Annotated in this window: 15 protein-coding genes; 5 read left to right on the forward strand and 10 right to left on the reverse strand. The window is 72.3% G+C overall.

Features of this window, described 5'->3' with window-relative positions:
• Nucleotides 1-46: 46 nt before the first annotated feature.
• Complete coding sequence (locus BUE48_RS09200) at nt 47-1,723, reverse strand: protein kinase domain-containing protein (RefSeq protein WP_012852203.1); 1,677 nt, start codon at nt 1,721-1,723, stop codon at nt 47-49.
• Nucleotides 1,724-2,040: 317 nt separating this feature from the next.
• On the opposite strand from BUE48_RS09200, the gene BUE48_RS09205 reads away from it, so the two are divergent.
• Nucleotides 2,041-3,894 carry a hypothetical protein gene (locus BUE48_RS09205; protein WP_012852204.1) on the forward strand — a complete coding sequence of 618 codons (1,854 nt, stop codon included), beginning with the start codon at nt 2,041-2,043 and terminating at the stop codon, nt 3,892-3,894.
• A gap of 927 nt (nt 3,895-4,821) precedes the next feature.
• Here the strand turns inward: BUE48_RS09205 and BUE48_RS09210 are convergent.
• From BUE48_RS09210 to BUE48_RS09250, 9 genes are all read right to left on the reverse strand, one after another.
• Nucleotides 4,822-5,724: a phosphorothioated DNA-binding restriction endonuclease gene (locus BUE48_RS09210; RefSeq protein WP_286989639.1), complete on the reverse strand. Its 903-nt coding sequence runs from the start codon at nt 5,722-5,724 to the stop codon at nt 4,822-4,824.
• Between the two features lie 120 nt (nt 5,725-5,844).
• Complete coding sequence (locus tag BUE48_RS09215; protein ID WP_012852207.1) at nt 5,845-6,768, reverse strand: type II secretion system F family protein; 924 nt, start codon at nt 6,766-6,768, stop codon at nt 5,845-5,847.
• A gap of 1 nt (nt 6,769) precedes the next feature.
• A complete protein-coding gene (locus BUE48_RS09220) occupies nt 6,770-8,752 on the reverse strand; it encodes a type II secretion system F family protein (protein ID WP_286989640.1) in 1,983 nt (660 codons plus the stop codon).
• Nucleotides 8,746-10,158: a TadA family conjugal transfer-associated ATPase gene (locus BUE48_RS09225; RefSeq protein WP_012852209.1), complete on the reverse strand. Its 1,413-nt coding sequence runs from the start codon at nt 10,156-10,158 to the stop codon at nt 8,746-8,748. The genes BUE48_RS09220 and BUE48_RS09225 overlap by 7 nt, the downstream gene beginning before the upstream one ends.
• Before the next feature lie 112 nt (nt 10,159-10,270).
• Complete coding sequence (locus BUE48_RS09230; RefSeq protein ID WP_012852210.1) at nt 10,271-11,464, reverse strand: CpaE/TadZ family protein; 1,194 nt, start codon at nt 11,462-11,464, stop codon at nt 10,271-10,273.
• A 14-nt stretch (nt 11,465-11,478) separates the two neighbouring features.
• Entirely contained in the window at nt 11,479-12,147 is a 669-nt protein-coding gene (cpaB, locus tag BUE48_RS09235) for a Flp pilus assembly protein CpaB (protein ID WP_286989641.1), read from the reverse strand.
• Between the two features lie 25 nt (nt 12,148-12,172).
• The gene (locus BUE48_RS09240; RefSeq protein ID WP_169313010.1) at nt 12,173-13,258 is read right to left on the reverse strand and encodes a pilus assembly protein TadG-related protein; all 1,086 of its coding nucleotides are present in this window, start codon (nt 13,256-13,258) and stop codon (nt 12,173-12,175) included.
• Between the two features lie 50 nt (nt 13,259-13,308).
• Complete coding sequence (locus tag BUE48_RS09245) at nt 13,309-13,725, reverse strand: TadE/TadG family type IV pilus assembly protein (protein WP_012852213.1); 417 nt, start codon at nt 13,723-13,725, stop codon at nt 13,309-13,311.
• A 98-nt stretch (nt 13,726-13,823) separates the two neighbouring features.
• Entirely contained in the window at nt 13,824-14,045 is a 222-nt protein-coding gene (locus BUE48_RS09250) for a Flp family type IVb pilin (RefSeq protein ID WP_041439453.1), read from the reverse strand.
• A 417-nt stretch (nt 14,046-14,462) separates the two neighbouring features.
• Between BUE48_RS09250 and BUE48_RS09255 the strand changes: the two genes are divergently transcribed.
• From BUE48_RS09255 to BUE48_RS09270, 4 genes are all read left to right on the forward strand, one after another.
• Nucleotides 14,463-15,131 (forward strand): response regulator transcription factor, encoded by a 669-nt coding sequence (locus tag BUE48_RS09255; protein ID WP_286989642.1) that lies wholly within the window; start codon nt 14,463-14,465, stop codon nt 15,129-15,131.
• 518 nt (nt 15,132-15,649) lie between these two features.
• Nucleotides 15,650-16,804, forward strand: a complete 1,155-nt coding sequence (locus BUE48_RS09260) for a CaiB/BaiF CoA transferase family protein (RefSeq protein ID WP_012852216.1) — start codon at nt 15,650-15,652, stop codon at nt 16,802-16,804.
• Between the two features lie 219 nt (nt 16,805-17,023).
• Complete coding sequence (locus BUE48_RS09265) at nt 17,024-18,232, forward strand: acetyl-CoA C-acetyltransferase (RefSeq protein WP_012852217.1); 1,209 nt, start codon at nt 17,024-17,026, stop codon at nt 18,230-18,232.
• A gap of 348 nt (nt 18,233-18,580) precedes the next feature.
• Complete coding sequence (locus BUE48_RS09270; RefSeq protein ID WP_012852218.1) at nt 18,581-19,441, forward strand: esterase/lipase family protein; 861 nt, start codon at nt 18,581-18,583, stop codon at nt 19,439-19,441.
• Nucleotides 19,442-19,503: the final 62 nt, after the last annotated feature.

A 19,503-nucleotide genomic window follows, 5' to 3' on the forward strand; every position in this document is an offset into this window, starting at 1 on the left:
GACGTTACGGACGGTCTGCGCGTTCAGATCGCCGGCGGCGGGCCGGTCAGGTGTTCTGCGGGCGGACGGTGCGGATGCACAGCGGCTCCGACCAGGCCACCAGCGCCCGGCCGCCGCCGGCGGAGGCGGTGCGGAGCATGGCCCCGACCCGGAAGCAATATCCGGTCCCCGGCCGCAGCCGGTCCACCCGGACGCCGGTCGCCCCTCTCCCCGCCGAGATCATCCGGCGGCCGTCCCGGGGCGAGGGCAGCACCACGATCGGCAGCCGGCGCGACGGTTCCGGCAGCGACCAGCGCAACCGCACCCAGGTCCGCCGGTCGGAGACCAGCTGCAGCCGGCGCGGCGCGGCGGCCCGCACCTGTGCCTGCGTGACCGGCGCCGACCGATCCGGCCGGGGCTGCGCGGTGGGCGTGCCGGTGCGCGGGGCGACGGCGGCTCTCCCGGCCCTGGCCGAGGTGCCGTTGTCGCTCATCGCCCCGGCCGTGACGATCCCCCCGACCATTCCGCCGACCAGGATCACCGTCCCGGCGGCGACCCGCCGGGAGGGCCGGTACTCGGGCTCCTCCGCCGGCCGGGCGCCGGCGGTCTTCTGCCGTCTTTGCGGCGGCCCGGCGGCGGGCTCGGCCTCCTGCCGGCCGTTGTCTCGCGCCGCCTGCTCGCCGGCGACGGCCATCGGCCCGGTGGCGGCCGCATCCGGGGCGGGCCCCCCGGCGGGCTCGTCGTTCTGGTGGAACACCAGCTCTTCCAGCTCTTGCGGCGACAGGCGCGGGGCGGAGGCGGGAGAAAGCCGCACGGCGGCCGGGGGAGGGGCGGCGACCTGGGGCAGCGGGGAGGACGGCCGGTCGCCCGGGAGCGGGCCGAGCTCGGTCACCTCCACCGGGCTGTGCGCCAGGTCGGTGACCGGCAGCCCCAGCTCGCCCTGCACCTGCTGCAACCGCCGGGCCATGGCCACCGCGGACGTGAAACGCCGCTCGGGCGCCTTGGCCATCGCCGTGCCGATCGCCTCCCGCACCGGCGCGGGCACGTCGGGACGGGGGATCGGCGGGGGAGACTCCTGCAGCACGCGCCGGGTGAAGGCGGCCAGGTCCTCTCCAGGGGGTCCCTGGAACGCCGGCAGGCCGGCCAGCAGCTGATACAGCGTGGAACCCAGCGAGTACAGGTCCGCGGGGACGCCCGGCGGGCCGCCCGCCAGCACCTCCGGTGCGGCGTGGTGGGGGGTGAACGCCGGGGAGTGCCCCTCGTCGGGCGAGCCGATCAGCAAGGCGATGCCGAAGTCGGTCAGCGCCGGCTCCCCGTAGCGCGACACCAGGATGTTCTGCGGCTTGACGTCGCGGTGCAGCACGCCGTTCTCATGGGTGGCGGCCAGCGCGCCGGCCATCTTCACCCCGATCCGCAGCACGTCGGGCACCGGCAGGGGGCCTTCCCGCCGGAGCCGGTCCAGCAGTGAGCCCTGCTCGAAATACTCCATGGCGACGTAGGGACGGCCGGCGCCGGTCCAGCCGGTCTCCAGCACCGTCACCACGTTGGGGTGGCCGGTCAGCCGTCCGGTGATGCGGCACTCGTGCTGGAAGCGGTTCATGGCCACCGCGCCCACCGCGCCCACCGACAGCACCTTCAGCGCGACCTGGCGGTCGAGGCGCTCCTGGTAGGCCCGGTAGACCACGCTGAACCCACCCTCGCCCACCTTTTCCAAGATGCGGTAGCCGGGCACGTCCTCGATCATGGAGTCCTTTTCGTCGGGCTTGTTCGTGGGGCTTGCACCAGGTTCGGCTGCGGCCTGCCGGATCGGTTCCCGGCGTTCAACCAGGGTAATACGTGACCTAAACGGACGGTGGGCCGGCCGCCGGCGCACGCCGGATCCGTGCTGCGCCCGCAGGCCGGATCCGCCCACGGCAACGCGCCTTCGGGTGGGTGTTTTAAGGGGAAATAGCCGCAAATATGCACCCGCCAGTTTAATCGTTGGTTCAATTTCCGGACGGCTCCGTGTGATCTCTTTAGCCTCGGTCACAGCCATTCCCTGGATATCCGAGGAGCCCGTCCATGCCGCAGAAAGCCTCGCCCAGTGCCGTGCTCGAGCGGCGTTATCGCGATCTCGTCCGGCTGGCTTATCTGATCCTTCCCGGGAAGGGCAGGCGGCTTTACCGGCTGGCGCTGGCCCAGCGGATCGTCGACTGCGAGTTCCCGCTGGTGTCCATCCGCCCGGCCCGTCCGGGCAGTGGACGCCACGGATACGCCCGGATGCGCGCGCGGGTGGTGCGCCGTGCGATGAACCCCTCCTGGCGCCTGCGCATCGGGCTGGGCCCCTGGCTGCGCGGGCTGCCCACCCGCCTGCCCGACCCGGCGCTGACCCTGGCCCTGGCGGAGCTGGATCCCCCGGTCCGGGTGGCGTACGTGCTGCGCCAGGTGGAGCGGATGCCCCGGTACGCGGTGCGCGACCTGCTGGTCGAGCTGGGGGTGCAGGACGTTCAGGCGGTGCTGGAGGCCTCCGAGTCCATCCAAGGACTGCCCAAGAGCAGCGGCAACCCCGCCGAGGTGGTGGTGGACGTCTCGGCCCGGCGGGCCCGGGAGCGCGCGGTCCGCCGCCGCTCCCGGGTGCCGGTCGCGGTGGCCACGGCGCTGACCATAGCGCTGGTGGGGACGGTGTTCGTGCTGGAGACCGGCTCCTCCTCCGGCCCCGCCGCGGCTCCCCGGCACGGACGGCTGATCATGGCCGCGCCGCGCGCCTCCTGGGAGAACGCTCCCCGCACCTTCGATGTGTGGCCGGCCCGTGGCGAGCTGGTGGGCGACCGGGCCTTCACCGGCCGGGCGCTGGCCGCCTGGGTCCGCCGCGCCGGCGCCGACGGCGACCCCCAGCTGCTGTATGCGGGCCGCGTCGGCCGCACTCCCACCGCGCTGCTGCGTCACCGCGACCGCATCGTCCGCTACACCGAGCCGGACGGGGCGCTGCGCGACCTTCCCGTGGCGGGCCGCGTGCCGCCCGGCCCGCTGGCTCTGGGCGGCGGTCATTACCTGCTGCCGCCGTGGACGACCCATGTCCAGACTCCCGACGGCGAGCCGCTCCCCGCCCGGCGGGGACCGGTGAGGAAGACGCAGGCCAAGGACCGGTCCGGACAGGGCACGGCGAACGGGACGGCGAGAGACGAGGCGAGGAATAAGGAGACGGCGGGCGAGGACGGGACGGACGAGAACGCCGCGAGCGGGAAGACGGCGGGCAGGAGCGCATCGGTCCGGCCGGCCTCGGCCAGGGCCGCGTCGGCCGAAGGCGCACCGACCCAGGGAATGGAGAACCCGGTGGTGGGTCCCCTCACCGCCCGTACCCCGTGCCGGAGGGGGCCGCTGATGAGCCTCCGCGACCACCACGGCTCGGCGATGCTGGCCGATCTGGGCGGCCCGGTCCTGACCACCGTCCGCCACCGGTCGGCCACGGACGCCGCTCCCAGGCCCGTGATGCCGCGTTCGGCAGCGGTGGGCCTGTGGCGCCGGCTGTCGTGCGGACTGCCCGCCTCCACTCCCGCCCGCCCGGTGGTCGAGTCCACCTCCTGGGAGTTCTGGACGGGCCGGCTGCCCGGCCAGGACCGGCCCGCCCGCTGGGTGTGCACCCGCCATGCCTACGCCGGCGGCGGCACGTCCACGCACGCCACGCTGCTGGAGCCCGGCGGCCGGCGCCACGACGCCGGCTCGTGCGGCGACCCGCGCCGCCCGGTGAGCGGTCTGTGGTGGCGCGGGCCGGACAAGCGCTGGTACTACCTGGCCGCCGCCGCGCCGGGCGCCGTCCCGCACGCCGCCGGCCCGGTCAAGACGGCCTTCCGCAGGGGCCGGCTGCTGGTCGCCACCGGCCCCGAGCCGGGGCGGCGGCCCGCCGGCCGGGTGATCGTGACGGCCCGCACGCCCTGAATGGAGCTGTCGTTCACCTTGATCGCGGTGAGGTCGGCGCCCACCGAGGGCTGGCCCCTTTGGGGAATCCGGGCGCACATCAAGGTGGCCTGACCGGTGCCCGGCACCCTGATGATCTCGGTGAGCGGACGCCACATTCCCTCGGCCAGCCCGCCGGAGGACACGATCTGGTTGTAGGCGGGGGCGGCGCCGTTGGCCGAGATCCCGCAGCGGGCGTCGCCTCCGACGATGAGCGCCCCGGCCTGGATCACGTAGGTCCCCGCCGGCAGGTCGATCCAGGCGACCTTGGTGAAGTCCTCTCCCACGGGAAGGGTGAAGGGCTGGTGCTTGCGGAACGCGGCGGGCAGCGGCCCGGGCGGCCCCTGGGGACCGGGGTCGCCCTTCGGTCCCTGAGGGCCGCGATCGCCCTTCGGCCCCTGGGGGCCGGTGGCGCCCCTGGGACCGGCCGGGCCGGTGGCGCCCTTGGGGCCGGCGGGTCCGCGGGCGCCCTTGGGGCCGGTCTTGTTCCAGGTCACCAGCCGTTCGTTTTTACGGCACTTGGTCTTGGCCCCCACGATGCGCGTCGCGCCGCCGGATTTTTTGACGCACGCTCTGACGACTTTGGACGATGCGGCGGAGGAGTTGGCGACCGCGACGCCTCCGCTCACCAGTACCACGCAGTTGGCCGTTGCCAGGCCCACCAATGTGACCACCCCGGCCTTGCTGCGCAATCCCATGGAACCCCTCCGAGCATGACGGTCATGATCCCAGTACGAGGTTCTCCCATGGGAAGAGAGAAGACCAGAGCGGCCCGGCATGCGATATCGACCTGTCTATGTCGTTTTGTAGAGTTTGTTAAGAAAGTGGAACGGTGCAAGGGCTCAAACCTGAACTTTTGGCCGATAGTGGCCATCGTGGGCCCGTATCCGATGTCCGGTGTACGGGTTTTCAGGCGGTGCGAGCGGGCCCCCGGAAAACCTGCCGGACATGCCAGTCGATGTTGTTGCGGTGCGGAGCGGGGAAACCGACCTTGGGTTGTGCGGCCTTGCGCCCGACCAGTGAGTCCACCAGCGCGTGCGACGATTCGGTGGTGCCCACGAACTGCCGGCTGACCAGGATGGTTCCGCTGCTGCTCAGGCTGAGCACCCCCCGGTCCAGCAGCCGGTGGTGCAGCGTGCACAGGCACAGGGCGTTGGACAGGTCGTCATAACCGTCGAACGCCCACCAGCGCAGCCGGGCGGCCTCCAGGCCCACCACGCTGTTGCCCATCCATCCTTCGAAACCGCAGAACGCGCAGCGGCAGTCGTAGGCGACCAGCACCTTCTGCCGCAGCAGCACGTCCGGCCGGGCCCGCGGCAGCAGGCCCTGGAGATTGGCGGCCAGCGTGACCGGCACCGGCGGCTCATGCGGCAGCCCGACCGCCATGCGCAGGTCCTCGTGCAGGCCGGGCTCGAAATTCAGTTGCAGCAGCAGATGCACGATCTGCGCGAACGCCGTCGGGTCGGCCAGCAATTCCTTGGCGAAACGGGGCACCAGCCGGCCGGCGGCGTCGTAGGCGCGCAGTGCGGCCGCGTCAGGCCCAGGGCTTCCGGCGCCGTGCGGGGTGAACACCTCCCACAGGCCGTCGGCGGCCAGCTGGTGAAAGGCGTACCCGGGGCTGGCCGGCTTGGCCGGGCCGAACTCGGTCAGCAGTTCGCCCAGCGGCTCTTCGATGTCCCGGTAACGAAGCTGGGTATAGCCGCGCCGGTGCAGGTCGCCGAGCGCCAGCAGCAGGAGCAGTGCACGGTGGGGATCGCGTTCGCCGCCACGGGTCCAGCGGCGCATGCGAGCCACTCTCTCGAACCACTCCATGACCAGCAGCATAAGGTGCTCATGGTGCGATACGGGAGATATTCTCCCAGGTGGGAGAGGGGGACTGCAGTGACAGGGGCGACGCGGGTTTGTCACCTGTCCGGATAGGGCGCACCGGTCTCACCGAAACAGCGGGCTTTCCATGATGCTCAAAACCCCCGGCCCGACGACGGTGATGATAAGAGCGGGGAGAATGCAGAGCACCACCGGGAACATGACTTTCACCGGGACCTTCTGCGCCATCTCCTCGGCGCGCTGACGTCTTTTGAGCCGCGCCTCCCGGGCCTGTTCGCGCAGCACCACACCGATCGACATCCCCAGCTCACTGGCCTGCACCAGGGCCGCGATGAACGTCCGCACCTCTTCCACGGCGACCCGCTCGCCCATCGACCGCAGCGCTTCGGTCCGGGACTTGCCGATCCTGATCTCCTGAAGCACCCGGGCCAGCTCCTCGGCCAGCGGCCCGCTGGTGTGCTGCGCCACCCGGGTGAGCGCGGCGTCGAAGCCGAGCCCGGCCTCCACGCTGACCACCAGCAGGTCCAGGGTGTCGGGCAGGGAGCGCTTCAGCTCCTCCTGGCGGCGCAGCCCGGCGTTGTAGAGCAGGATGTCGGGCAGGAAGAAACCGAACAGGGAGCCCAACGCCGCCCCCAGCAGGATCCCGGGCACGCTGCCGCTGCCGACCAGCGCGCCCGTCGCGCCCACCGCCAGCAGCCCGAGCCCCTTGTAGGACAGGATGCGCTCCGGCGTCCATGCGCCGGGATTGCCCGCCAGGTCCAGGCGGCGCTGCAGGCCCTCGACGCCGGTGCCGGGGCTGAGCGACTGGGCCAGCATCCGCAGCCGCCGCATCAAGGGCTCGGCGAGCCGCTCGTCCCGGGACGGCGGCGGGACCGTCCCGGTCGCCTTCCCGGCGTACTCGGTCTCGATCGAGTGCAGGGCGCCCGCGACGCCGGTGGGCCGGTCGCTCCGCCGCGGCGGGCTCAGCAGGAGGACGAGAGCCGCCGCGAGGGCGCCCATCCCGGCCAGCAGGGTGGCAACGCCCGTCATCTCAGACCTCCACCTTGACGACCTTGCTCAGCCACAGCCAGCCGAGCGCCACCAGGAACACCGCGAGGCAGATCATCCCTATGCCCATCGGCGTGGTGTACAACGGCCGCATGTAGTCCGGCCGTGACACCGTCAGCAGGCCGCCGGTGATGACCGGCAGGGCGATGAGCACATAGGCCGAGAGCCTGCCCTCGGCCGACAGGGCCCGGATCTGACGGCGCAGCCGGGTCCGCTCGCGCATCGTCTCGGCCGTGGTCTCGATGACCTCCGACAGGTTGCCGCCGACCTCCCGCTGGATCTGGATGGCCAGCACCACCCAGTGCAGGTCGCGGCAGTTCATCCGGTCGGCCACCGAACGCAGCGCGTCCTCGGTGGAGACCCCCAGCCTGGTCTGCGCCACGGCACGGGCCATCTCCTGGCCCATCGGCTGCAGCTCCAGCCCGGCCAGGCGCTCCACCGACTGGGCGACCGAAAAACCGGACCGCAGCGACCCGGCGACCAGCTGCAGCGCATCCGGCAGCTGGTCGGCGAACGCCGTCAGCCGCCGTTCGGCCCTGCCACGCAGATAGGCCCGGGTGGCGACCCAGGTGATCACGGCCACCGGAGGGGCGGCGAGGAGGACGTTGCCCACCAGCGGGGTCACCACCGCCGTCAGGCAGGCCCCGATGACGATCCGCAGCAGGGTCCACTCATGGGGACGCAGCAAGATTCCGGCCCGGTCCAGGTCCTGTGCCAGGCGCTGCGCCAGCCGGCCCGAGCCGGTGATCTTCATGCTGAGGGTGAGTGCGCCGCGCATCAGGGGGTTGCGCGCCCGGGACTCCTCGGCATCGGGCTCGGCGGGGGAGGGCCGCGCTCGCAGCCGGTAACGCTCGATCCGCACCGCCCACTCCGGCGGCTCCTTGCGGCCCAGACCTCCCACCACCAGGATGAGCAGCAGGATCGCGGCGAAGCAGACGCCGAGCACCGCGGGCAGCGGCAGACCGGCCAGGGGACCGGCCGCGTCCGCCGGGGCCGTCCCCGCATGCCGGGGGGACGCGGAGGTCCGGCCGTGCGGCCCGGCGGTCCCGGCGGGAGAGGCCGCCGCGGACGCCGTGGCCTTGATCGCGGTGTCTCCGGCCCGGACCCGCACCTCCAGCCGCAGCGCGGTGCCCTGCAGCGACTGCGGCAGCGTGACCGTGATCCACATCGACTGGCGGAAGGAGGCCGCCGCGTCGGCGAACGCGGCGTTCAGCCGGCGGGGATCGGGCGAGGACAGCAGGCGGCCGCCGGAGTCGGCGGCCAGCTGCCGCAGCGTTCCCTCCGACGTCGCCGCCGTCTTGAAGGCCACCACGTCGGCCGCGATGCGGGTCCTCTTCAGCCGGGCCAGCACCTGGGCGAGCGTGCTCGTGCTGGCGGAGTCCTCGCCGTCCGACAGCACCACGAGCCGGCCCTCCGCGGCGTTGGCGCGCGCCAGCCGGTCCACCGCCGCGGACATCGCGTCATACAGGGCGGTCTCCCCGCCCGTCCGCATCCGGCCGAGGGCCTTGCGCAGGGACCGGCGGTCGGTGGTGGGATCGATCACGGGGCGTGTCGGCGTCCCGGTGGTGGTGAATCCCGCGGGCACGTCGGCGGGCAGCAGGTCGAGAAAGGCCACCGCCCCCGCCTTGGCGGCCGCAAGGTCGGCGGCGCTCATCGACCCGCTGGTGTCCAGCACCAGCATCACCGCCCGCGCGTTCCGCCCGCCGGGGGAGGGGCCGCCGGGGCGGGGCGAGCCGGGCGGTTCGGCCTTCGCCGGCAGGGTGCGTCCGGCGGCCGTCACCGTGACCGAATCGGGGTCCAGCGCCGCCTTCGGCGGCAGGCCGTGCGCGGTGAACAGGAACTGGACCCGGTTCGCCATCACCTCCAGGGCGCTGATCCGCCCGCCGGGCTCGGCGGCGCCCGCCGTCCCCGCGGGCAGCAGGAGCGCCAGGCCGCACAGCACCGCCAGCAGCCGCCCGGTCACCATGGCGGCCGGCCCATCGTCTGCCCGCCCCGGCCGATCTCGAAGATCTCGTTCGGGACGGTGATGCCCGCATCCAGCAGCCGTTCCAGGAAGCGGGGCCGCAGCCCGGTCGGCCGCAGCCTGCCCAGCGCCCGGCCGTCGGCGTCCACCCCCGCCCGCATGTCGAACAGGAACACGTCCTGCAGCGTGATGACCTCGCCTTCTAGGCCGGACACCTCGGTGACGTGGGTGATGCGCCGGGAGCCGTCCTTAAAGCGCGCCTGGTGGATGACCAGGTCGATGGCGGAGGCGATCTGCTCGCGGATCGCCCGCACCGGCAGGTCCATCCCCGACATCAGCACCATCGTCTCCAGCCGGGCCATGGCCTCCCGGGGCGCGTTGGCGTGCACCGTGGTCAGCGACCCGTCGTGGCCGGTGTTCATGGCCTGCAGCATGTCCAGGGCCGCCCCGTCGCGGACCTCGCCCACCACGATCCGGTCCGGGCGCATCCGCAGCGCGTTGCGCACCAGGTCGCGGATGGTCACCTCGCCGCGGCCCTCGATGTTGGGGGGACGGGACTCCAGCCGCAGCACGTGCTCTTGGCGCAGCTGCAGCTCGGCGGAGTCCTCGATGGTCACGATGCGCTCATCGGGCGGAATGAAGGAGCTGAGCACATTGAGGGTGGTGGTCTTGCCCGAGCCGGTGCCGCCGCTGATCAGAATGTTCAGCCGGCCCCGCACGCAGGCCGCCAGCAGGTCGGCCACCTGCGGGGTGAGGGTGCCGAAGTCCACCAGGTCGTGCACGGTGAACGGGTCGGCGGCGAACTTGCGGATGGTCAGCAGCGACCCGTCCAGCGCCACCGGCGGCACCACCGCGTTGACCCGGCTGCCGTCCGGCAGCCGGGCGTCCACCATGGGGCTGGACTCGTCGATCCGCCGCCCCACCCGGGCCACGATCTTGTCGATGGTGCGGCGCAGGCTGCCCTCGCCCGCGAACGCCCCCGCGGCCAGCTCCAGCCTGCCGTTGCGCTCCACGTAGATCTGGCCCGGGCCGTTGACCATGATCTCGGTGACCTCGGGGTCGTTGAGGTAGGGCTCCAGCGGCCCCAGCCCCATCACCTCGTCGAAGATCTCCTGGCTGAGCCGGGCCCGGTCGGCCGCCGTCATCGGGGTGTCCTCTTGCTCCAGCACCATCTGCAGGGTGCTGCGGACCCGGTTCTCCAGCTCGCCCGCGCTGAGGTTGACGTCGTACATGCGCGGGCCGAGCGCCTCCACCAGCGCCTGGTGGACCCGGCGCTTGAGCCCGGCGAACGGGTCCAGCGGACGGGTCGAGCGGCGGTGGGGCGTGTGGACCAGCGCGGTGGTCGGCTCCGCGGCCGGCTGCTCGGCCTCCCGCTGCAGCCGGGCCAGCCGTTCACTCAGGCTGCTCATGCGTGCTCCCCGCATGTCCCCGGTGCCAGGGCACCGGCTCTCGTCGTCGCGTACTCACCTCGGCCCGCCTGCGACGGGCCGCAAGACGCGGCCTCGTTCCGCGGTTTGCGGCTCACCGGCCCGCCTTCGCCCGGCGCAGCCCGCCCCGGCGGCGCAGCCGTCCCGGCGGCCGCCGCTCCTCGCCGAGCACCAGGTCGGCCACCTCCTCGATGGCGCGGCTGACCTGGTGGCCGGGGTGGGACAGGGCCAGCGGGACGCCCTTGTTGATCGAGGCCGGGATGTCGGAACTGGACGGGATGCGCACGTTGACCGGGCGTCCGGCCACCCGGTCGATGTCCGAGCGCGACAGCCCGGCCCGCACGTCGGCCCGGTTGAGCAGGATCTTGCGGCCGGCCGCCGGGTAGCCCAGCAGGTCCAGCATGTCCAGCGTCACCCGCAGCGCCTTCAGGGCGGTGACCTCGGGGCCGGCCAGCAGCAGATGCCGGTCGGCGGCGTCCAGGGCGGCCAGCACCGTCTCGCTGAACTGGGAAGGGGTGTCCACGATCACCACGTCGAACATCTGCCGCAGCACCGCCAGCAGATCGGTCACCAGCCGGCCGGTGATCTTCTCGGCGTCGCCGGGGGCGACCGGCGCCAGCACCGCGTGCACTCCCGACTCGTGCCGCACCAGCAGGGAGCGCACCCCGGTCTGGTCCATGTTCTGGCCCATGGGCACCGCGTCGACGATCGTGCGCTGCGGGCTGAGCTGCAGCATGATCCCCACGTCGCCGAACGCCAGGTCCAGATCCACCAGGCACACCTGGCGTTCCCGGCGCGCCAGCGCGACCGCCAGATTGGTGGAGACCATCGACTTGCCGCAGCCGCCCTTGCCGGCGAACAGCACCACCACCGTGCCGTCCTTGCCGGGGCCGGCGGCGCCGCCCTCCGGCAGCTGGGCCTGCTCGGCGGCCCGCAGCCGGGAGGAGACCTCCCAGCAGCGCTTGCACGCCTCCATCAGGGCGGGAAAGTCCCGGTCGGGCACCACCTCGCGGATTCCCGCGCGCATCGCCTGGGCGAGCGTGTTGACCTCCAGGGCGGTGCGCACCAGCACGACCCCGAGCGAGGGGCGGGTGAAGCGGCGGGCCGCGGCGAAGCTCAGCACCGCCTCCAGCGGCGCGCCGGGCCCGAACACCACGATCAGCTCGTCGGGGTCGGCCGCCAGCATCTGCTCCAGCGTCTTCAGATCCGCGACGGTGCGGCCGTGCTCGCGGAAGCCGGCGACCAGCCGCCGTGCGGTGCTCCCGTCGGGTTCGCAGACGATCGGCATCACACCCCCCGGCTTTATTTGAAGACCTTGAAGCTGCTGACCCCGGACCCGCTCTCCGACAGCTCCGAGGATCCGCCCTCCAGCCCGAGGTAAAGGCGCCCGCCGCCCGTCCCGGAGACGCTCCAGACCAGCTTTTCGGCCTGCCGCTGGGTGACGGCCAAGGTGACCAGGCTGGAACCTTCGGTCTTGGCCGCCGACTTGTCCTTGGGAGCCGGACCGATCCACAGCACGTCGATGCCGGACATCAGCAGCCTGGTCTCGGTCAGCTCTCCCCGGGGCCGGCCGTTCGAGTCGAGGATCCTGCGGGTCAGGAAGACCGCCACCTTGGAGCCGGGCACCACGTGCCCGGCCACCCGCTGCGGGTCGGTCAGCTCCACCGTCAGCGCGATCTTGCCTTCTGGGACGGTGAAGGTCTGGCTGGAGCCGCGCGGCACCAGCAGCGGCTTGCGGATCAGCTCGCCGGGCCGGACGGGCGATCCGGTCACCATGTCGCTGTCGACGTCCTCGATCCGGCTCAGCACGTCGTCGGGCGCCGGAATCGCCTTGGCGGCCACCAGCACGTTCACCGCGCGCTGGCCGCGCAGCGCGCGCTCGTCGGCGCCGTGGACGTATCCGTACACCATCAGGCTGCCCAGCCCGGCCAGTGCCACGGCGACCACGATGGTGATCAGGCGGCGATTCACGGTGTCCCCATTCCTGCTGTCTGTTTCATCCGATCAGTTGGATGGCCTGCAGTCCGTAGCCGTCTCCCGGTCCCACGGCGCCGACCAGCGTGCCTTTGGTGAAAAAACCGATGAGGCACGGTTGCGGGGTTTCCGCGTCCGCCATGTCGCAGTCGCTTCCGGTGCTCCAGGAGTTCTGGAAGTCATGCGGGCCGAACCAGTAGCCGGTCGGCAGGAAATAGGCGAAGCCCACGATGTGGTAGGCGTTTCCCCCGCCGCTTTCGGCGGCCGGTTCGTAGACGGGAAGCACCAGCGGCTCACGGTTCTCGCTGAAGAGGGCGTCCAGCGTCAGCTCCCGGCCGTCCACCCGGCAGGCCGCCGCCCAGCCGGGGGTGATCTCACTGCCCGGCTGGGCGGTGCCGGCCTCCAGTTTCTGGAAGCAGTCGTCTCCGGAGGCGCCGAGCCAGGCGAAGACGGAGTCGTCCTCTGGCGGCGAGGATCCCTCCGCGGCGCACAGTCCCCGGTGAACCCCGGTCTCCCCGGCGGGATCGGGGGTGCCCGCCTTGATCTGCTCCAGCGGCACGAACGCGGGGGCGGGCGACCCTTCGAAGACGCATGAGTGGACGCCGAGCCTGAAGGCCCGGGGATGGGCCGACAACGCTCCCCAGGCGGCACGGGCACAGGCCATCGCCCTGGTGCCCTGGTAACTCTCGCCCAGCAGCGCGCTGCCGAAGGTCGCCGGCAGCAGTGTGCTGCCGTCCTCGGTCTCGGTGCTCGTCCGGATCTCCACGAAGTTCCCGCTGCTCGGCCTGGGGCCGACGCACCGGGTGAGCTGGGTGTCGTCGTAGGGGCAGGTCATCGGCGTCACTCCGGCGACGCGGAGGCAGCGCAACGTCGTCTGGGCGGCTCCGTCCCTGGCGTTGGCCCGGGCCGCCGCGGCGGCCGCGCTCAGCAGGTCGCTCGGGTCGCACCGCTCGTCTTGGGCGCATCCGCGCGCCGCGGCCAGGGCGGCGGAGTCGGCGCCGTTCTGCAGTTCTTCGCGCTCGATGTAGAGCCGGCCGATGTCCACGACCAAAGCCAGCATTCCGACCACGATGAGACTGCTCAGCAGCAGGGCGAAGAGGGTGGTCACGGCCCCTTCGTCCCGCTGCGGCGGCGGGATCCGGCCCGGCACGGGGAGTTTCAGCTGGGGCACTGCATGACCGCCTGTCCGGTCAGTTCCCGGGAAAAGAGCGTCCCCTCGAAGCGGTAGGTGGCGGTGGCCCTGGCCACCGTGGCCGTCCCGGTGCAGGGCTGGATCCACTCCGGGCTGGCCACGGTCAGCCCGCCCAGCGCGGTCGTCATGATGTCGGCCGCCGCCGTCTTGGGGTCGGCGGGCGGCTGGGTCAGCACCGCGGTCCGCACGCCCTGCCGGACGGCCTCGTTGATCCGCAACTGCGCGTTGAAGGCCCGGCCGAAGTCGATGATCATGAAGATGAGCATCAGCATGATCGGCAGGAGGAACGCCATCTCCACGGTGACGGCGCCCCGGTCGGTCCGGGCGGGCGCCGCCTGTACCGCTCGGCGCGGGGCTTCGCGCACCGGGTACCGGATCGACATGGTCGTTTCGTCCTCAACAGATCAGCCGCGACGAGGGAACCAGCGGCCGCGGGGCGGGGCGGCGCAGGCCGTCCCGCCCCGCGGCCGGCGGCCCGGAGTCAGGAGCGGGCGTTGTTGAGGGCGTCGGCCGCGGCCTGGAAGGCGTTCTGAACGGCGTCCCGGAGCGGCCCGAAGGCGACGGCGGCGATGGTGACCGCGAGCGCGACCATCAGCCCGTACTCGACGGCCGTCACCCCCTCCTCGCCGCGGTCGCGCAGCCGTGAACCGCTCAGCCGGGAAAAGTCCAGCGTCTGGATGCGCGCGGCAAGCGCCGTTATCATTCTGTTAAACACGGGTATAGCCCCCTCCGAGCTGGGAACGGTCCGATCCGGCCCCCGCACCGGCCGGGCGGCGACGTTCGCCTGCGCCGATCAGAGTGATGAGCGCGGCGACCGCGCGTTAAGCCGCCTTTCGGGTCGAAAAAACTGGCCGCCCGGGTGACATGTCATCCGTTCGGACGACATGCGGCCCAAGAAGCGCATGTCGAGCGGCATGATCGCTTTGCAGGGCTGTCAGAACGGATGGTGACTTTGAGTCTCCTTTTGCCTTACTTCTGCGGATAGAACCCTGTTGCCAGTGGTAAACCTGGGCTTGCTGTGATCCGTCACACTTGTCAGAGTCTCGCTCTCCGAGCGATCGGGAAGTGATCGCGAGTCTGCAGGCCGGATTCCAGCCCGATCGCACCCTGGGAGGTCCCGATGGGCATTCGGGTCGTGGTCGTCGACGCCCATACGCTCAGCCGCCATGGCCTGGCGCAGCTCGCCGAACGCGAGCCGGACATCGACTTCGCCGGAGGGGCGGGGACCCTGGCGCAGGCCGCCGCGCGGGTCGCCGCCTGCTCGCCGGACGTGGTCGTGGTGTCCACCAGGCTGCCGGACGGGGACGGGCTGGACCTGGTCCGCACGCTGCGCACCCGCGACCGGGAACTGGGCGCGGTGGTGCTGGGGCCGCCCGAGGACGACGAGGCGCTGTTTCGCGCCATGGAGGCCGAGGCGTCGGCCTACGTGACCACCTCCGCCCCGGCCGCCGAGGTCGTGGCGGCCATCCGGCACGCCGCGGTCGCCCCCGGTTCCTTCACCTCCGCCGGCCTGGCCCAGGCCCTGGCCCGCCGCCGCACCGGCGAACTGCTGAGCCCGCGCGAACGCCAGGTGCTGGCCCTGCTGATGGAGGGCCGCTCCATCGCCGCGATCGCCGACAGCATGCACCTGAGTCATTCGACGGCCAAGACCTATGCGGCCCGCCTGTATGAGAAGCTCGGCGCCGCCAACCGCACCCAGGCGGTGATGACCGCCCTGCGCCTCGGCCTGATCAAACAGGACTCCCTGGTCCCCCCGCCCCGGCTGCCGGAGACCGCCCGCTCTCGCTGAGGTCCTGCGGATCCGCGGCGCGAGGGGGCCTTGACCTCCTGCGCCGCTCAGTGAACCTTTTCAGCACGACGTTCCCGCAGGCGGGGCCTCGGAGCCAGGGACGATGCCGTGACCGGCAATGTCATGACCCCGGATACCGCTCTGACTCCCGTATTCGGCGCCCGGGACCACGTGTTGAACAAGATTCAGTGGTGCTGAGGCGACCTGCCGCGGCGCAGTACCGGGCGTCTTGTCCTCTGTGCTGCAAAGAGCGCGATTCCCAGCGGCCCGGAGCGCCCGTTCCCGCCACGCCCGTCTTGGAAAGGCCTCCTGAATGAGGAGGCCGGTGCTCGGGCGCCGCGGTTTTCCGCCGCCTGGTTTTGAGCGTCGCCGGGGGACGCCCGGTGCCCTGCCGATGCCGGGCCCGTCCGGTCGGGGCGGTCAGGCATTGCTTACCGAGGTCGGGCAGACTAGGGGGCGCCGAACGCGGTTCTGTCGAGCCGCCGGCACAGTGCCCAACGGTGTGAAAGGGGTCGTGGATGAGCGAGTCGAAGCAGGGGCCGTTGACGGGCATCCGGGTGATCGAGCTGGCCGGGATCGGACCGGGGCCCTTTGCGGCCATGCTGCTGGCCGACCTGGGAGCCGAGGTGATCCGGGTGGACCGGGCCTCGGCGGTGAGCGGGGCCGGGCAGGCGACCACCGACTTCACCAACCGCGGCAAGCGCTCCATCGCCGTCGACCTCAAGAGCGAAAAGGGCAAGCAGGTCGTGCTGCGCCTGGTGGAGAAGGCCGACGTGCTGCTGGAGGGCTTCCGGCCGGGCGTGACCGAGCGGCTGGGGCTGGGCCCCGACGACTGCCTGGCCGTCAACCCCAAGCTGGTGTACGGGCGGATGACCGGCTGGGGGCAGCACGGGCGGCTGTCGCAGAGCGCCGGGCACGACATCGGCTACATCGCCATCACCGGGGCGCTGCACGCCATCGGCCGGGCCGGCGGGCCGCCGCAGGTGCCGATGAACCTGCTGGGCGACTTCGCCGGCGGCAGCATGTACCTGGTGGTGGGGGTGCTGGCGGCGCTGCTGGAGGCCCGCATCAGCGGACGCGGCCAGGTGGTGGACGCGGCGATCGTGGACGGCACCGCGCACCTGACCACCTTCATCCACGCCTTCCTGGCCGGCGGGATGTGGACCGACGAGCGCGGGGTGAACATGCTCGACACCGGCGCCCCCTGGTACGACGTGTACGAGACCGCCGACGGCAAGTACGTGGCCGTCGGCGCGATCGAGCCGCAGTTCTACGCCGAGTTCCTGCGGCGGCTGGGCATCGAGGACGCCGACGAGCTGCCCGCCCAGCACGACCGGGCCGGCTGGCCGGTGCTGCGCAAGCGGTTCGCCGAGGCGTTCAAGACCAAGACCCGCGACGAGTGGGCCGAGATCTTCCTGCCCGGCGACGCCTGCGTGGCGCCGGTGCTGTCGCTGAAGGAGGCGGCCGAGCACCCCTACAACACCGAGCGCGAGGTCTTCGTCGAGCGGGACGGGCACCTGCAGCCGGCGCCCGCGCCGCGCTTCTCCCGCACCCCGGGCGCCATCTCCGGCTCGCCCGCCCTGCCCGGCCAGCACACCCGCCAGGTGCTGGAGGAGTTCGGCTTCACCGACGTGGACGAGCTGCTGGCCGAAGGGGCCGTCGCCCAGGGCTGACCGCCCCGGCAGGAGCGGCTCTCCGCCGGGCGCCCGCGTCCGCCCCGCGGGCCCGGCGGGACGCCCCCAAGGAGCCGGGTGGGCCTTCCGGCTGGGCTTTTGGACCAAGTGCCGGGGGCGTGGAATGGGCGGGCGGACAACCCGCGCCCCCGGGCCTCGGCGCGACCCGGGGCATGCGGCACACTCTGGAAATCGCTGATCGGTTCTGGAGGTCGCCGTATGCGTGAGGTCGTGATCTGCTCGCCCGTCCGCACTCCCGTCGGCAGGTTCGGCGGGGCGCTTCGGGACGTCCCGCCGCAGCGGCTGGCCGCCACGGTCATCGCCGAGCTGCTCAAGCGCACCGGCGCCGACCGGATCGACGAGGTGATCCTCGGCCAGTGCTACCCCAACGGGGAGGCCCCCGCCATCGGCCGGGTGGCGGCCCTGGACGCCGGGCTGCCGGTGGAGGTCCCCGGCAGCCAGATCGACCGGCGCTGCGGCTCGGGCCTGCAGGCGGTCATCAACGCCGTGCTCATGGTGCAGTCGGGGGCCTGCCAGACCGTCATCGCCGGCGGTGTGGAGAGCATGAGCCAGGTGGAGTACTACGCCACCGGGCTGCGCTGGGGCCGCCCCGGCGCGGAGATCAAGCTGATGGACCGGCTGGACCGGGCGCGCGTCACCCCCGGCGGCGAGCACCACCCGGTGCCCGGCGGGATGCTGGAGACCGCCGAGAACGTCCGGGCCAAATACGGCATTCCCCGCGCCGAGCAGGACGAGCTGGCGCTGCGCTCCCACCAGCGGGCGGTGGCCGCCCAGCGGGAGGGACGCTTCGATGCGGAGATCGTCCCGGTGGAGGTGCCCGGCCGCAAGGAGACCGTCGTGGTGGACCGCGACGAGCACCCGCGCGCCGACACCACCCTGGAGAAGCTGGCCGCGCTGCGCCCGGTGCGGGCCGCGGTGGACCCCGGGGCCACGGTCACCGCGGGCAACGCCAGCGGCCAGAACGACGGCGCCGCGGTCTGCCTGGTGACCACCCGCCAGGAGGCCGACCGGCTCGGGCTGACCGTGCGCGCCCGCCTGGTGTCGTGGGCGGTGGCCGGGGTGCCGCCGGAGCTGATGGGGCTGGGGCCGGTGCCGGCCACCGCGCGCGCCCTGGAGCAGGCCGGCCTGACCCTGGCGGACATGGACCTGATCGAGCTGAACGAGGCGTTCGCCGCCCAGGTGCTCGGCGTCACCCGCGAGTGGGGGTTCGGCGCGGGCGACTTCGAGCGGCTCAACGTCAACGGTTCGGGCATCTCGCTGGGCCACCCGGTGGGCGCCACCGGCTGCCGCATCCTGGCCACCCTCATGTATGAGATGGAGCGCCGCCAGGCCCGCTACGGCCTGGAGACGATGTGCATCGGCGGCGGGCAGGGCCTGGCCGCGGTGTTCGAGCGCGTGCCCGCCTGAGCCCGCCCTTTCCGGGACGCCTTTTGAGGACGGGGTGATTCCCGCAAGGCGTCCGGATGGCGCGAAGACGGTGGCGTGCCACCCGGGTGATGTGCAAGGGCGGCGGGCGTTTCGGCCCGCCGCCCGGCCGTATCCGGGCAGGGAGCTTTCGGTGCGGGTGGAGAGAAGCAATTGTCAGCCGGGTGACAAGTGCCCGCCGGTTTTGGCTCCGATGCTGACAAGACAGCCGTTCCCGCGATTGTAATAACTTACTTATTGAATATTTCGGCGCTGCTCTAACCAACCCCACGGCTCCTTTCCGCGGGCGGACCACCGCCCCTTCCACCCCCGGCCCGTAAAGGAGAACGAATGCGCCGCCGCAGAATGCGCGCCTGGAGCGCCCTGGCCGCCTCGGCCGTCACCGCCGCCGCGATGCTCCTGGCGGCGCCCGGCACCGCCCACGCCGACACCTCCCCGCCCGGCGCCAACGACTGGACCTGCAAGCCCACCCCGCAGCGGCCCCGCCCCGTGGTGCTGGTCCACGGAACGTTCGAGAACATGGCGTTCAACTGGCAGTGGCTGTCGCCGGTGCTCAAACGCCACGGCTACTGCGTCTTCGCCCTCAACTACGGCGGCAAGACCCCCGAGTCCCCCATCCAGGGGACCGAGGACATCCCCACCTCCGCCGGGCAGCTGGCCGCCTTCGTCGACGCCGTGCTGAAAGCCACCGGGGCCGCCGAGGTCGACATCATCGGGCACTCCCAGGGCGGCATGATGCCCCGCTACTACGTGCGCTTTCTGGGCGGCGCCGACAAGGTCCACCACCTGATCGGGCTGGCGCCGTCCAACTACGGCACCACCTTCTGGGGCCTGGTCGTCGAAGGCGGCCTGATGCGGCTGACCGAGCTGGCGGTGCGGCTGGCACCGGCCGTCGGTCAGCAGATCGAGGGTTCACAGTTCCTGCGCAAGCTCAACGACGGCGGCGACACCGTGCCCGGCGTCGTCTACACCGTCATCGCCAGCAGGTACGACGAGGTGGTGACCCCCTACACCAACTCCTTCCTCAAGGATGGGCGGGCCCGCAACCTCACCATCCAGGACCTGTGCCCGCTCAACCCCGTCGAGCACCTGGCCATCATCTGGGACAAGCCCACCCAGCTGGTCATCCTCAACACGCTGGCCGGGCTGGATCCCCGCACCCCTGTGGAGTGCGCCTTCCCCAGGCCGTGACTTCGAGCAGGCCCCGGGGCTCGCCTCCGGCCCCGGGGCTCGTCACCCTCCCGGCCCGTCGG

Source organism: Thermomonospora sp. CIF 1 (assembly GCF_001896795.1).
Classification (GTDB): domain Bacteria; phylum Actinomycetota; class Actinomycetes; order Streptosporangiales; family Streptosporangiaceae; genus Thermomonospora; species Thermomonospora curvata.